At 32.3% G+C, this 14,254-nt stretch carries 15 protein-coding genes; 6 read left to right on the top strand and 9 right to left on the bottom strand.

The window, feature by feature from the left end:
* Positions 1–20: 20 nt before the first annotated feature.
* The 8 genes from AWE51_RS08030 to AWE51_RS08000 form a co-directional block, all read right to left on the bottom strand.
* Positions 21–974, bottom strand: coding sequence for a DUF5829 family protein (locus AWE51_RS08030; protein ID WP_066311956.1), 954 nt, complete (start codon positions 972–974; stop codon positions 21–23).
* A 69-nt stretch (positions 975–1,043) separates the two neighbouring features.
* Positions 1,044–1,631 (bottom strand): HupE/UreJ family protein, encoded by a 588-nt coding sequence (locus AWE51_RS08025; RefSeq protein ID WP_066311954.1) that lies wholly within the window; start codon positions 1,629–1,631, stop codon positions 1,044–1,046.
* Positions 1,632–1,643: 12 nt separating this feature from the next.
* The gene (locus AWE51_RS08020) at positions 1,644–2,174 is read right to left on the bottom strand and encodes a DUF6702 family protein (protein WP_066311953.1); all 531 of its coding nucleotides are present in this window, start codon (positions 2,172–2,174) and stop codon (positions 1,644–1,646) included.
* A 151-nt stretch (positions 2,175–2,325) separates the two neighbouring features.
* On the bottom strand, positions 2,326–4,533 hold the full coding sequence (locus AWE51_RS08015; RefSeq protein WP_066311952.1) for a DUF5916 domain-containing protein: 2,208 nt from the start codon (positions 4,531–4,533) through the stop codon (positions 2,326–2,328).
* A gap of 15 nt (positions 4,534–4,548) precedes the next feature.
* Positions 4,549–5,085, bottom strand: coding sequence for a hypothetical protein (locus AWE51_RS08010; RefSeq protein WP_066311950.1), 537 nt, complete (start codon positions 5,083–5,085; stop codon positions 4,549–4,551).
* A complete protein-coding gene (locus tag AWE51_RS26975; protein ID WP_232517361.1) occupies positions 5,082–5,255 on the bottom strand; it encodes a hypothetical protein in 174 nt (57 codons plus the stop codon). Before AWE51_RS26975 ends, AWE51_RS08010 begins: the two co-directional genes overlap by 4 nt.
* 21 nt (positions 5,256–5,276) lie before the next feature.
* Positions 5,277–5,555: a hypothetical protein gene (locus AWE51_RS26970; protein WP_232517360.1), complete on the bottom strand. Its 279-nt coding sequence runs from the start codon at positions 5,553–5,555 to the stop codon at positions 5,277–5,279.
* Positions 5,556–5,817: 262 nt separating this feature from the next.
* Entirely contained in the window at positions 5,818–6,132 is a 315-nt protein-coding gene (locus AWE51_RS08000; RefSeq protein ID WP_066311949.1) for a hypothetical protein, read from the bottom strand.
* A gap of 263 nt (positions 6,133–6,395) precedes the next feature.
* Here AWE51_RS08000 and AWE51_RS07995 point away from each other — a divergent pair, with 263 nt between their 5' ends.
* On the top strand, positions 6,396–6,905 hold the full coding sequence (locus AWE51_RS07995; protein WP_066311947.1) for a hypothetical protein: 510 nt from the start codon (positions 6,396–6,398) through the stop codon (positions 6,903–6,905).
* Between the two features lie 150 nt (positions 6,906–7,055).
* Here the strand turns inward: AWE51_RS07995 and AWE51_RS07990 are convergent, their stop codons facing one another.
* The gene (locus AWE51_RS07990) at positions 7,056–9,323 is read right to left on the bottom strand and encodes an acyl-CoA dehydrogenase family protein (protein WP_066311945.1); all 2,268 of its coding nucleotides are present in this window, start codon (positions 9,321–9,323) and stop codon (positions 7,056–7,058) included.
* Between the two features lie 706 nt (positions 9,324–10,029).
* On the opposite strand from AWE51_RS07990, the gene AWE51_RS07985 reads away from it, so the two are divergent.
* Genes AWE51_RS07985 through AWE51_RS07965 form a run of 5 tightly spaced genes read left to right on the top strand, consistent with a single transcriptional unit; the run spans position 10,030 to position 14,155 of the window.
* Positions 10,030–11,484: an arginine decarboxylase gene (locus tag AWE51_RS07985; protein ID WP_066311943.1), complete on the top strand. Its 1,455-nt coding sequence runs from the start codon at positions 10,030–10,032 to the stop codon at positions 11,482–11,484.
* A gap of 25 nt (positions 11,485–11,509) precedes the next feature.
* Positions 11,510–12,457 (top strand): agmatinase, encoded by a 948-nt coding sequence (gene speB, locus AWE51_RS07980; protein ID WP_066311942.1) that lies wholly within the window; start codon positions 11,510–11,512, stop codon positions 12,455–12,457.
* Positions 12,447–13,421, top strand: a complete 975-nt coding sequence (locus AWE51_RS07975) for a deoxyhypusine synthase family protein (protein WP_066312005.1) — start codon at positions 12,447–12,449, stop codon at positions 13,419–13,421. Before speB ends, AWE51_RS07975 begins: the two co-directional genes overlap by 11 nt.
* A 5-nt stretch (positions 13,422–13,426) precedes the next feature.
* A complete protein-coding gene (locus AWE51_RS07970) occupies positions 13,427–13,720 on the top strand; it encodes a hypothetical protein (RefSeq protein WP_066311940.1) in 294 nt (97 codons plus the stop codon).
* Between the two features lie 18 nt (positions 13,721–13,738).
* Positions 13,739–14,155, top strand: coding sequence for a VOC family protein (locus AWE51_RS07965; protein WP_066311938.1), 417 nt, complete (start codon positions 13,739–13,741; stop codon positions 14,153–14,155).
* The last annotated feature ends 99 nt before the right edge of the window (positions 14,156–14,254 follow it).

Below are 14,254 nucleotides of genomic sequence, written 5' to 3'. Positions count from 1 at the left end.
GAGTTATACATTAGAGTCTTTTAAGGATTATTTCTGTAAAGCTCATCAAAGTCCCAGATCGATTCAGTTCCTTGATTAGTGATGGTAACGTTACCTAATTGGGTAATACTATCATCTTTATCATTCAGTCGACAAATTATTTTAGTGATTCTACTATATTCAATCTGATCAGAAGGTTGTATGTTAATGATAATATCCTCACTGGCAATAGTAAGTATATTGCCTTTTTTTTCTAAGAATTTACATCCTAAATAATTCAATTCCTGAATAATACGACGATAATCATTTAAAGTACAGTTTAAGTAAATTTCTTTAATTGCATTAAAAAGTTTTTGATCTGTATATACCGGTTCAAGGAATGCTTCGCGTGAATATGTAGCATGATAGTTTCCATAAAGACTATCTAAAAAAGTAGGATTATAGAAACCATACCAGGTATGTAAAGCTGTACCGGGACTAGGCGTATAAAAAGCCTTAAACCACGTATGTTTATGGTTTCTCAAAGGCATTTTTACAGTTTCGGTAGCATAAAGAAATGAGTTTTTAGTTATTTTCAATCTAGGTTTGACACCTAAATGAAAATGTTCATTTTTGTTTTTTAAAGAGAAACCAATACCACTTTTCCCTATAGGTTCATTGTATGAATTTTTTGGACTCAAAATCTCAATATAATGCTGATGCCCACGTAAAAAACAAGTAAGTGCCTTATCATGAACAGGTGCAAAATCTGGTAATCCTGAATCTAGAGAACCATACTTATTTTTCCATTGATTATCTTTTGTTAGTTTGGTATATGTAATACTATCTACAACCACATATAAATGGTCCAATAATACTTTAGATATATCCTTATTAAAAACTGCATCAATCTTTTTTCGATCGATAATAGTATTGTCATTTTCTTTTTTTCCTTGTGTAATACAAGAACCAAAGGATAGTAAAAGAATCGAACAAATAGCTATACGTTGAAACATAATTGAAATCATTTTTTAAAAGTGAATTTTGCTAAATAATTAGTTTTCGTAGTAACAATTATTGATTCATTATTGTACATCGTTAACAGCATTTAGTAGTATGGTTGCGGCAATACCAAAACCCGCTCCAGAGATAAATAAATTCCATTTAAAATGTGCTCCATTTATAAATTTTGTATATAACCAAAGTGAGGTCATAAAAAGTAACACAATAAATATTTGCCCTACTTCGATACCAATATTAAATGCTAATAAAGGCATGATAATACTGTCGCTAAATAGCATGAATTTAAAATTGCTTGCAAATGCTAGTCCGTGAATTAAGCCAAAAACCAATGCGATTCCATATTTTACTTTCGTATCAGAAAATTTACCATGTTTATTATAATTAATGATGTTTGCTAGTGCTGTGATCATTATGGTAAAGGGAATTAGCATATCTACTATTGTAGAATTTGCAGGAATAATATCTAAAGCACTTAGTATAAGAGTTCCACTATGTCCTATGGTAAATGCAGTTATAATTACCAGTATTTGTTTCCATTGTGTTAATTTGAATGCTGCGCATAACGTCATAACAAATAACAGATGGTCATACGCATGTATATCAACAATATGATCCCATCCATTAGTAAAAAAAGAACTTAAATTATTCATTAGTAAATATGTTTATAAATTTATAGGTAAAGAAAAGTCGTCAAATGTAGCTTCAAAGTAATTTTCATTAATAAAAGGAGGGACACGTACTGTAATCATATTGGTTTGCATAAATGCAAATTCTTCAAAAAAAAGAGTATTTTCTACACAAAGTTGATCGCCTTTTTTAATGGGTAAGACCTCTTGCGAAAACTTAAGAATAAATACATTGTGTTCTTCTAGAACCTTAGAATTCTCGTATTTTAGAGGAAATCTATGGTCATTAATGGTTATTGGATAAAATTTTTCAAAGTACCTTTCAATTCCTTTTTTATCCTCTTTTGAGAGGTTAGAAAGATTTATGTTATTAGTAAATGTACCATCTATACTGTATGTGAAATCATCAATAAAAACTCTGCATTCTATTTGTAAACGAGATGTTTTAGGATTGTATTCAATTAAAGATGAGGTTAATTTAATAGGATGTGAACTTGTAAATGAGGTAGAAAAAAATACTACATTTACTAGTAACCATATGGTATAAAATTTTGTTGATAGTTTCATTTTAATATGTGTTAGTTATTTGTAGGGGTTTTTTGGCGATACTGTTATAGTTGTACTGATTATTACGTTTTTTATGATTAGCTCGGTTTTATTCTTTTCTATACCCAAAAAATCATGAAGAAAAGTGTAGATTTTAAATTGATTTAACATATTAAAACTGTTTTAAGAAGGTTATTTTACTAATGAATTGTGTATTGCGCTGTAGCGGGTCAAATACATCAGTTTGTGTATCATTAAACACTAAATAAATAAACGACAATGGCATATACTCCCAGCTAAAGCGAACATTCCATCTACCTTGTTCGTTAAAGCTATTGTATTGATAAAAAGTTGACAGTTGCATGCGAGGATTAAGAGCCAATCGCAGATTTGCAGTATACAAATCGGTATCTAGGTCTTCCTGTAATATTCCTAATCCATTAATATCATTGTGTTCATAATCTGCAGAGAGTGCAATATGCGGAACAGGAGCATAGCGTAATCCGGCTATAACAGTATTTCGCGTACCATTATAAAAATTCCCAAAATCATACCGAATAGATGCTGATAACTTTTTAGATTGGTCTGTATTGTATCTCAATAGAAACCTAGTATATTGGTATTCATCTTCTTGAATTTCCAGACCTAGAGGAGCAAAATTAAAATTTATATTTTGCCAAGTAGGAGTAAAAGAAGCTTCGATAAAACTATTATCCTTAAACCATGTATAAATAGGAAAGATATAAATACTTGCTTGTTGAAAATTACCAAAATCTTCAAAGTCATGATAGTAATTTAAAAAGGCCCCAGGATCCCATCTTCGTACAAAAGGTAACCATTTAGGTCGAACAATAGCGTATCCTCCCGGACTATGATACATGACGTCTTTTTGAAATACAAAACCCATATCCGGAGCATAGGAATTGCTTACAAAAGTATTAACATAACCAAGGTAATATTTGTTAGTTCGAGATCCTGCAAATACTCTTCCAGAATAACCTGTATCACCAGTTTCACTATCTAATGATGTAGATAGTAAATAAGAAAGTGTGATTTCGCTTTTAGGGCGGATAAATCCATCAATAGAAATGGTTGTGTTATTTTGTGAAGAAACTCCTAAATCTCTAGAAGAATCGTCTAATCGATACGTAACCATAGCTCCGATATTATTTTCTTTGCCATAGTTTTGGGTGTATCTGGCTACACCAAAAGTACTAGCGGGACTATTATCGGTATCTCGTTGACGAACAGCAAGCGCAGCGATTGTCCTGTTTTCGTTTCTGTCTGTATAACGAGCACCAACATCTAAAGGAGCGGGAGCGGCATTAAAAGTATTTTCTAGACCAATAGTTCTACTAAAGAAAGGACGAACTTGAGAGTTACCTCCTCCGGCCCATATACCAGAATTTTCCAGAAAGAATTGCCGTCTTTCTGGAAAGAAAATTGTAAAACGTTCTAGGTTATTTACAGCCCTATCAACATCTGCCTGTGCAAAATCAGTATTTAAAGTTAAATCTAGTACGGCATTAGGATTGATCGCCCATTTTACATCTCCTCCAATTTTTGGGTCATTCGATTTATTTGTAATGGTATTACCAGTCTTATTTTCATCATATTGATACAAAGTATATGGTTCGATGCGAATGTTAGCTGATGGGGGAGGTACTTCTAAACCTATAAGTTTGGCTGCATAAACCATCCTGTTTTGTGAGAAAGATTGTGGAATTGCCGGAAAAACTGTCTTTTCAAAATCTTTTCTTGCAAGTCGATAAAAGGTAATGCCCCATTCTACTGGAACTCCTTTAATAGATTTATCATAACGTATAGATTTAAACGGAATTGCGAACTCGGCATAATATCCTATATCTGTTCGCTTTGTTCGTACGCTCCAAAGTGCATTCCAATCTCTATCAGTGTTATTATCATTAAAGTTCTGAAGATCTAATTGATTACCGTAAGGTGTTGTTTGAAAAGAAGCGGCATACTGTTTGGTATTCTGCGCATCAATTTGAATACCAAACACATCATTTTCTCCACTATTAAAGTCACGCCTTAGGTCTTGTATACGGATACCTTTTTTACCCATAGAATCCTTGGCAAATACACCAAAATATAGATTCTTATTATCATACAGTACACGAACTGTAGTTGCATTTTTAATGGATCCGCCTTGAATCGGTTCTACTCTAAAAAAATCTGTGACCGCTTCGGTATTTTGCCATTCAGCTTCATTTAACTCCCCATCAATTGTTATTTTTCCTACCGTTTTTGTTGCCTTAATTTCTAAAGGTGTCTTTTGAGGAGGAAAGTTTTGTTCTTCCTTCTGGGACCATCCATTAAAATGATATATAAGAAGCAGTAAAATTGTAACTCTAAACATGTTCTATACATTATCTTAGTTAAGTGATATTTGCCCGTGCGATAACACCTTATTTTCAATTATTTTTGGGGGATAAAAAATTTGATTATTAGGGTGGTATACAAAACTTTGGGTAGTGACTTCATTATGTTTCAAGACTTTTCCTAGAATAGCAGTTTCTAGCATATACTTTTGTTGTGTTTGTAAATGCCGAGATGCTAAAAGCATTGTTCTTAAAATAGGATGACTTTGATTTAATAAGTAGTCCGGTAACGTCTTATCCAGTTGTAAAAATGTTTCACTAACATGAAAAAAAGGTTCAATTTCGGGTTCGAGTATTTCTTTATAGAACATGTTCGTGTATTTTGTTACAAAAACAATTTGGGCTACTTTTTGATTCTCGATTAGGGTAATAAGGTTTTTTTGAGTATCAATGTCCCACCTAAAATTAGCTCCAAGAGCCGTATAGAAAAATGCATTAGTACTACAAGTTTGCCTTAAAATAATTTCTATATGATCTGTTGGACAAATCAGAAATAGGCAGTTGCTGGATTCTAGTTTATTAAAACTCATACACTTTCTTCTATATTAAATGGTAAAGACGAATGATGTACGTCTATTTTTAGTTTTCCATTCGTGTCTTTGCGATACCCAAAAGTGTATTCGACTTTGGTATCTTGTCCATTTATATCAGTGAAAAAATAATTACCCATAGCTAGCGCTCGGTTTTCTTCTAAGATCAAAGCAGCATTTTCAAACCTAACTTATGTCCAGGGTTGGAGAGCAAATCCTTTATCTTCTGTATATTTTGAATTTCCGCCAATGAAATACGAAATGGCACTTTTACTAGTAGTTCTGAATTGATCAATTGCAGCCTTAGTAGGTTTAAATAATACCTGTTTGTTTTTAAAGTCATAAAGTTCATCTACAAAATTTTGCGTATAATTTTCGCATTGAACTCTATCAGATTGTAATGTTCCGATATGCACTACTCCTTGCCCCCATACTTTTTGAGCATTTTCTAAATCTTGTTTTGTAATCATTATTACTGAATTTATATTTGTAAATAGCAGAAAAGGATACATTCTGCCGCTGTATCTTTTAAATTACGGAGAGAATAAGTATTGCAAAAGACGATATTCCGTTAGAAAATATGCTAGTATTTGTATATTAGAATATAATAGATGTAATTACTACAAGCAGGCTTATCCCTATAAAGTCAGGATGAAGCATTTATCAGATTAAAAAAAAATAGAATATGATTAAGTAATAAAACAGATTAATGTTCTAATAATAAAGCAATACTTATGACTTTGAAGGAGGGGGTTTGTTATAAATACTTTTGGGTTGTGTAATACTATATTGAGAAGTTTCGTAACAAAAATTAATCTTCTGTTCCTGAAAAGCAACTATGAACTTTTGTTCTATTTCCGTTAACGAATTATTGGTAAAAGGTGTGAGCTGATTTGTGGTGGTGAATATTTCACATAGCTCACAATGAGTTTGATCATCATCGTCTTCAGAAAAATGAGAAAAAGCATGAGCATTAACAACTTTAAGAAATATAAAAGCCGAAACAAAAAAGAGAGAAATTATATTTTTATTAATGTTCAATCTCATTTGGTAAATATAATAATTAAAAAGGTTCGCCTACCTGAAGATGATCAAAAGAACTAATTTTGGCAAAAGATTAAATAAAAAATAACTTTTATTTAAAATAAATTACAAATCATTTAACAATTTTAATTTTGGTTATAAGTAAATACTTTTTTGACACTCCTTGTTAGATAAACGAAGTGTTTAATTTAAAAAAAGAGGACTTAAAATAATTTAGTGAAAAATTAGTTTTATACATTTGAAACGTAAACCAATTAATCAAAATCATGAAAACACTTAGTAAATTAGCAGTAGTTGCAACAGTTCTTTTGTTTGTTTCTTGCAAACAAAACCCTGCCGAAGCACCAGAGCATAAAGCAATGGTAGAAAAGCATCAAGAAATGGAGGCTTCTCATGAAGCTATGGCCAAAGAGCACAATGATATGAAAGATGATCATCAACAAATGGTAGATGCTCATAAAACTATAGAGAACGATTCTATACATATAGTTACTGAAAAGAATCACACAACTTTATTAGCTAAGCACAGTGAACTTATCTCGGCTCACAAAGCATTAATAGAAAAACATAAGGAGATAGAAATTAAACATGCTTCTGGTCAGATAACTTTAGAACAAATGAAAGAAGAACATGAGTCTGTGAAAGCTGAACATGAAAATATGGAGAAAGAGCACAAAAATGTAGCAGCCGAACATAAACGAATTACTGAAGAAGATGAAAAAATGATAAAGGAAGATAAAGAGAAAGCTACAGAAGAAGTTTCAGACCAAAAGTAAATAACAATAGATGTAGTCATCGAAAAACCCATACATAAAAACACTTTTTATGTATGGGTTTTTTATTGTCAAATTATTAAAAATAAAACACTGATTTTATTGCATACCTAAAGTTTAAAAAACTAGTAAATTTAGCATATACGTGTATCATTAATTTTTTGAAATAGGTGCATTCATACAATGCTCTGGTATCCCATATCCATCGACTAATGTTTTTATATGAGGTCTCAATTCTGTAGAAAGTCGTTCTACACGACTTCGTATCGCTTTTGATTTTGTACCACTGATATATCGTTGTTCGAGATACCAAGATGCATCTTTTCGTAATTCGTGTAATGCATATATAGTACCCATTTTCTGAAATAGTTGTCGATACTTTTCATCTTCGATGGTTTCTGTAAAATTTGTGAAGGTTGTATATGCTAGTTCAATACTGTATGCTTTTCCTAAGGCTAATAAATGTGTTTGTACTTTCAGAAAAGCTTGATACGAAGGAATTCCTTTTTTTACATAATCTCGAATTCGCATAGCTAGTGTATAGGTAAGCCTTCTGGTGCGATAATCAAATGCATGTTTATGAAATTTTGAACTATATAGGTGATCCTTATCTGTATTATTGGTATATGCAGGGTTGATAGTGCTTAATTTATCAGTAAGTCTAGAACCTAACAGTTTTAATACTGCGGTAAAACCAGCACTATTAAACTCGGATTTAAATTCTGATAATATGCCTTTGGCTGCTAATAGAAGTAATACATGGTTATCTCCTTCAAAAGTGGTAAAAATGTCTACATCATTCTTTAGGTTGGCAATTTGATTTTCTAATAAATATCCTTTTCCACCACATGCTTCTCTACATTCTTGTATTGTGTTATTTGAAAACCAGGTAATTATTGATTTAAGTCCGGCTGCCTGAGTTTCAATTTTTCGTTTATCTACTACGGATTTGTCACTGTATATTTCCATCATATGTGTTAACGTAACGTCATATACATAACAGGCGGCAACTGCAGGTGTTAATCGTAATTGATGTGTTGGATAATCCATAAGAAGATCTTCTTGTATTTTGATACTGTCATTAAATTGTCTTCTTTTTAAGGCATGTTTAACTGCTATGGCCAGAGCTTTTTTAGCGCCTCCCAATCCAGCTCGAGCAACACATATTCTACCTCCAACCAGAGTCCCCAACATTGTAAAAAACCTTTTGTTTGGATTTTTGATATCAGAATGATACATACCATTGGCATTAATATCACCATACTTATTTAATAGGTTCTCTCGGGGAACACGCACTTGATGAAACCATATTTTTCCATTGTCTACGCCGTTAAGCCCCAATTTGTAACCGTTGTCCTCGATAGTAACACCAGGCATTAATTTGTGTTCCTTATTTCTAATAGGAACCAAAATGGCATGTACTCCTTCATTTTTACCATTAACGATTAATTGAGCAAAAACAGATGCCATTGTAGAATGTAATGCATTCCCAATATATTCTTTATTATCATTTTTGCCAGGTGTATGTACTATAATACTATCTGTTTCTTTATGATATGTAGCAGTGGTTTTAACACCTCTTACATTAGATCCATGACCAGTTTCAGTCATGGCAAAACATCCTAATAGTTTTGTTTCGCCAGTATTTGTTAGATATTGATCATGATGTTTTTTTGTTCCTAATTTTTGGATACTTCCTCCAAAAAGACCAAACTGAACCCCAAATTTTATAGCTAAGCTGCCATCTACATACATTAAGTTTTCAAAAATAGCTGCATATCCAGGCATATTTTCTGTACCTCCATAAGCCTCTGGATATGCCATTGCGCCATATCCTTCTTTAGCAAGGAATTTTACTTGTTGTAAAACATGTTCCCTAAACTCTTCTTTTGTTCTTTTAATACCCCAATCAAAAATGGGGGCTTTAAGAACTTTTCTAAAATCATCCACAACAGTAGTGTGTTTTCCTTTTAGAATTAAGTCAATTTTAGAAGAATCATAATGATTAGATGTAATTTCTTGGACTACTTCTAAATCAAATAAGTGCTTATAGTGGTTGGGCTGAATGCCAAGATTTATTTCGATGTCTTTTAAACGAACATTAAAAGGGCAATCAGCATGATAGTAACAGACTAATTTTTGACAGAATGTAGTAAGTGGATGCACTTCACTTTCTACAAGTTTAATATAAGAATTTGTTATTGTTTTTTTCCAGTTTTTAAGTTCCTTATCTTTAGGTGGGGCTTTTGGGTTTAACCAACTAATCAAAATATCTTGATCATCTTTTCGCAGTGTTTCGTCTTCATGTATTGCCGTTTTTATGACAGAAATTTCAGAGTAGGATAACAAATCATCAGACCAGATTACATAAAAGAAAGGAATATATTGTAAAACTCCTTGGGTATAGTTAATTACATTCATAGAATGAAAATACAATAATTATTTCAGAATGATTATAGATAATAAGATGAGGTTATCTATTTACATGACATGTTTCTCAGGTTAAGTGGATGCTCATAAAACTCACCCTTTATTATAGGTATATTCTCTTGGTCTGTTAACCTTTTAAGCATTCATGCTTTTATTAACGATGTTAACATTTAATAGTAGTCATGGATTTTCTGATTAATTTTTTTGGTATACACTATTGGGGCATTTTTATTAATTCTTAAATTAAATCTTGAGTTACTATTTTATGTAAAACGGAATTTTAAAAAAAAGTACACAAAAAAGTTTTTGATATTAGTTTTTTATTACATTTGAATATAACAAATAATGAGTCCACTAAGGACGCATTGCCTACATAAATGAAAACGTTTTTCAGATTCGGGCTTAGGAGCATAAAGAAGTCTACTCCAAAAGCTGCCTCAGGGATGAGGAACCGAATTCTCAGGCTGACTTCCAAAAAGTATACAATTGCACTTCAATTTTTTGAACGAATGTCATTCGTTCCCTATACTATTTCCATTATTCGAATATGAAATAATTTATGTAAATGATTTAACCATTTATTTTATCTATTTCTGATTTTTTAAATCCCTTATAATGGAATGATCTATTGATCGCAGGACTACTCTGGTCCGTGCATGCAATGGTGATTTTTATCTGCAAAACAAAAATAAAACAGATGAAAACAAAATACATCGATCTTATCGACCAAACCTTTCATTTTCCTCAAGAAGAGTTTAAACTAGAGGATAATCAATTACAGTTTCATGGTATTAATCTTATGGAGCTGATTGCTCAATATGGAGCACCTCTAAAATTCACCTATCTACCAAAAATATCTGAAAACATTAACCGAGCAAAATACTGGTTCAAGAGTGCCATTAAAGCGAATAATTATGCTGGTGATTATAGCTATTGTTATTGTACTAAAAGTTCTCACTTTCGACACGTGTTAAACGAAGCGTTAAAAAATGATATTCATATAGAAACATCTTCGGCTTTTGATATTGATATCGTAGAAAACTTAAAGACCCAAGGCAAAATCAGTAGTAATGCATATGTGATCTGCAATGGTTTTAAAAGAGACCAGTATATCCAAAACATAGCTCGATTAATTAATAAAGGCCATCGTAATTGTATTCCAATAATTGATAATTATGAGGAGTTAGATTTATTAAGCAACGTAATCAATGAAGACTTTCAAGTAGGGATCCGCATTGCCTCAGAAGAGGAACCAAAGTTTGAGTTTTATACTTCTAGGTTAGGAATAGGGTATCGAAATATTGTGTCTTTTTATAATAACCAAATCAAGAATAACCCGAAAGTGAAATTAAAAATGCTTCACTTTTTTATTAATACAGGTATTCGTGATACCGCTTACTATTGGAATGAATTATTAAAATGTTTAAAGGTTTATATAAGTCTTAAGAAAATATGCCCGTCGCTGGATAGCTTAAATATTGGGGGTGGATTCCCCATAAAAAATTCTTTGGCATTTGATTATGATTATCAGTATATGATTAATGAAATCGTAAATCAAATTCAGATTGCCTGTGAAGAAGCACGAGTAGATGTTCCTAATATCTTTACAGAGTTTGGAAGTTTTACAGTTGGCGAAAGTGGTGGTGCTATTTATGAAGTACTATATCAAAAACAGCAAAATGATCGTGAAAAATGGAATATGATCAATTCGTCCTTTATCACAACAATTCCAGATACTTGGGCAATAAATAAGCGTTTTGTAATGCTTCCTGTAAATAGATGGCAAGATGAGTATGAACGAGTGTTACTCGGAGGATTAACCTGTGATAGTGATGATTATTATAACTCCGAACAACATATGAATGCCATTTATCTACCTAAATATAAAAAAGATAAACCGTTGTATATCGGGTTTTTCAATACTGGAGCATATCAAGAAACTATTGGTGGTTTTGGTGGATTACAACATTGCTTGATCCCACAACCTAAACATATTTTGATAGATCGTGACGAGAATGGAAATTTAACTACAGAAGTTTTTGCACCGCAACAAACTTCAGAACAATTATTATCCATTCTTGGATATCAAAAAATAACAAAAGAAGAAGTTGTAGAATATTCACAAAAAGAAACATTTATAAATCCTAATTAATTTATTAAATCCAAACATTGTTAAAATGGAAACTCAGAAAACATATGCCGGAATTCCAGAACGATTTGCTGGCTATGACAAATCAAAAGTAGTATTAATACCTGTTCCGTATGATGGAACTAGCACTTGGGGGAAAGGAGCAGACAAAGGCCCTGAAGCATTTTTACATGCTTCAGAGAATATGGAGTTATATGATATAGAAACCAATAGCGAAGTATATAAGCAAGGTATTTACCTTACAGAAGCTGTTAATGAAAATGATTCTCCAGAAGCTATGGTTACAAGCGTACATGCTATTGTCAAGTCTAATATAAAACGTAACAAATTTGTGACTCTGGTAGGAGGTGAACATTCCATTTCTATAGGAGCTATACGTGCTTTTGATGAGTGTTTTAAGGATTTAACAGTAGTGCATATAGATGCCCATGCGGATCTAAGAAAAGAATATGAAGGTTCTAAGTACAATCATGCTTGCGCGTTATATGAAGCTAATCAAAATACCAACCTTGTTCAAGTAGGTGTTCGGAGTATGGATGCTTCAGAAAATTTAGTAATGAATAAAGACCAAGTGTTTTTTGCTCATGAAATGGCAACAGATGATTATTGGATGGATAATGCTATCGAGCTAATGACAGATAATGTCTATATCACTTTTGATCTGGACGCTTTAGATCCTTCTATTTTACCTTCAACAGGAACCCCAGAACCTGGCGGGTTGTTATGGTATGAAACCCTTGAATTTCTTAAGAAAATATTTGAAGAGAAAAATGTAGTAGGATTTGATATTGTAGAATTATGTCCAAATAAAGATGATAAATCCTCAGATTTTGCTGCAGCCAAATTATATTATAAAATGTTGAGTTACAAATTTGAAGAACAAGATGTTGATGATGAGAATGAAAATTTATTTGTTCTTAAAGGAAATGATAAAAATAACTCCCTAAAATTTACAGATGATGAATATGAAGGATAAAGGAGCTATATCTCAATTTTTAGAAAAGTATTACCTACATTTTAATGCAGCTTCCGTAGTAGATGCTGCCAAAGCATATGAAACCCAAATAGAAAAGGATTCAAAAATGCTGGTATCTCTTGCTGGAGCGATGAGTACTGCCGAATTGGGAAAAATTTTTGCAGAAATGATTCGTAAGGAGAAAGTGAATATTGTTTCATGTACTGGAGCTAACCTCGAAGAGGATATTATGAATCTGGTGGCGCATAGCCATTATAAAAGAGTGCCAAATTATCGAGATTTAACACCACAACAGGAGTGGGGTTTATTAGAGCAAGGATTAAATCGTGTAACCGATACTTGTATACCAGAAGAAGAAGCTTTTAGAAGATTACAAGAACATATTTTTAAGATTTGGAAAGATGCTGAAGAAGCGGGAGAGCGATATTTTCCACATGAATTTATGTATAAGATGTTATTGTCTGGAGTTTTAGAACAATACTACGAGATAGATATTCAAGATAGTTGGGTGTATGCTGCTGCAAAAGCAAATTTACCATTGGTAGTTCCAGGATGGGAAGATAGTACAATGGGTAACATTTTTGCTAGCTATGTAGTGAAAGGAGAACTCAAAGCAAGTACAATGAAATCCGGTATCGAGTATATGACCTTTCTTGCAGACTGGTATACCAAAAACTCTAAGGATGGAATAGGTTTCTTCCAAATTGGAGGCGGTATTGCAGGAGATTTTCCTATTTGTGTCGTACCAATGTTATATCAAGATTTAGAAAGGACAGATACCCCGTTCTGGAATTATTTCTGTCAGATAAGTGACTCAACCACAAGCTATGGATCTTACAGCGGAGCAGTACCTAATGAAAAAATCACTTGGGGTAAACTGGATGTAGATACTCCAAAGTTTATCATAGAAAGTGATGCAACCATTGTGGCACCATTAATATTTGCCTATTTATTAGATATGTAAACAAAATGAAAACAGAACGAAACGCAAATTTGAAAAGAGTAATTGTTGATTATAAAAAATTAAACAATACTATTTTAGATCTATTGGTAAACGAATATCCTGATGGATATGATGATCAAAATATCATTACGTTTAGAAATGCACAAAACGAAATCGTAGAATGTGTAGAAGTAAAAACAGAAGATACCCTGTACTTGGTTAAAGTTAGTAAACGCCTGGTTAGTGCAATGGAAAGCCATGAAGATGAAGATGACCAAGGTGAAGAAACTGATTTACCAGAGGAACCAGAAATGGAATAATCGTAAAACTTTAGAATAATGAAAAATGCAGAATTTCATTTGGCCCTTCCCTGTGAGGATATAGAAAAAACAAAAGATTTCTATACCTATAAACTAGGTGCTAAATTAGGAAGATCTACAGATGGTTGGATAGATATCAATTTGTACGGAAATCAGATCACTTTTACCAAAGTAGGAGATTTTAACTTTGATTTCAAAAATTACCGTTTGGGAGATCATGTATTACCTTCTTTTCACTTTGGCGTGATCATAGATATCCATAGTTGGGGTAAATTGTATTCTAGACTCTTCTCTATGGATCTTGATGTAACTACCGAAGTAACGTTTTTTGAAAAGAAGGTTGGAGAGCACCTTTCCTTTTTTGTGAAAGATCCCAATGGATATATGGTAGAGTTTAAAAGTTTTAAAGACCACAGAGAAATATTTACTGTGTAATAAAAATAAATACAGAAGCATACGCGGTACAAATTGCTGATGCAATTTTTATAAAGGATTATAGAAAAGAACTTTGAGTCAAAATTACTATACCAAGAT

The organism is Aquimarina aggregata (assembly GCF_001632745.1).
Classification (GTDB): Bacteria; Bacteroidota; Bacteroidia; order Flavobacteriales; family Flavobacteriaceae; genus Aquimarina; species Aquimarina aggregata.
Note: the sequence above shows the minus strand (reverse complement) of the source record. Positions and strands in the feature narration are given on the sequence as shown.

Coding starts and splice junctions, on each gene's coding strand:
- AWE51_RS08010 (WP_066311950.1), bottom strand. CDS start 5,085: ATGAGTTTTAATAAACTAGAATCCAGCAACTGCCTATTTCTGATTTGT.
- AWE51_RS26970 (WP_232517360.1), bottom strand. CDS start 5,555: ATGATTACAAAACAAGATTTAGAAAATGCTCAAAAAGTATGGGGGCAA.
- AWE51_RS08030 (WP_066311956.1), bottom strand. CDS start 974: ATGTTTCAACGTATAGCTATTTGTTCGATTCTTTTACTATCCTTTGGT.
- AWE51_RS08020 (WP_066311953.1), bottom strand. CDS start 2,174: ATGAAACTATCAACAAAATTTTATACCATATGGTTACTAGTAAATGTA.
- AWE51_RS07970 (WP_066311940.1), top strand. CDS start 13,427: ATGAAAACAGAACGAAACGCAAATTTGAAAAGAGTAATTGTTGATTAT.
- AWE51_RS07985 (WP_066311943.1), top strand. CDS start 10,030: ATGAAAACAAAATACATCGATCTTATCGACCAAACCTTTCATTTTCCT.
- AWE51_RS07990 (WP_066311945.1), bottom strand. CDS start 9,323: ATGAATGTAATTAACTATACCCAAGGAGTTTTACAATATATTCCTTTC.
- AWE51_RS08015 (WP_066311952.1), bottom strand. CDS start 4,533: ATGTTTAGAGTTACAATTTTACTGCTTCTTATATATCATTTTAATGGA.
- speB (WP_066311942.1), top strand. CDS start 11,510: ATGGAAACTCAGAAAACATATGCCGGAATTCCAGAACGATTTGCTGGC.
- AWE51_RS07995 (WP_066311947.1), top strand. CDS start 6,396: ATGAAAACACTTAGTAAATTAGCAGTAGTTGCAACAGTTCTTTTGTTT.
- AWE51_RS07965 (WP_066311938.1), top strand. CDS start 13,739: ATGAAAAATGCAGAATTTCATTTGGCCCTTCCCTGTGAGGATATAGAA.
- AWE51_RS08000 (WP_066311949.1), bottom strand. CDS start 6,132: ATGAGATTGAACATTAATAAAAATATAATTTCTCTCTTTTTTGTTTCG.
- AWE51_RS07975 (WP_066312005.1), top strand. CDS start 12,447: ATGAAGGATAAAGGAGCTATATCTCAATTTTTAGAAAAGTATTACCTA.
- AWE51_RS08025 (WP_066311954.1), bottom strand. CDS start 1,631: ATGAATAATTTAAGTTCTTTTTTTACTAATGGATGGGATCATATTGTT.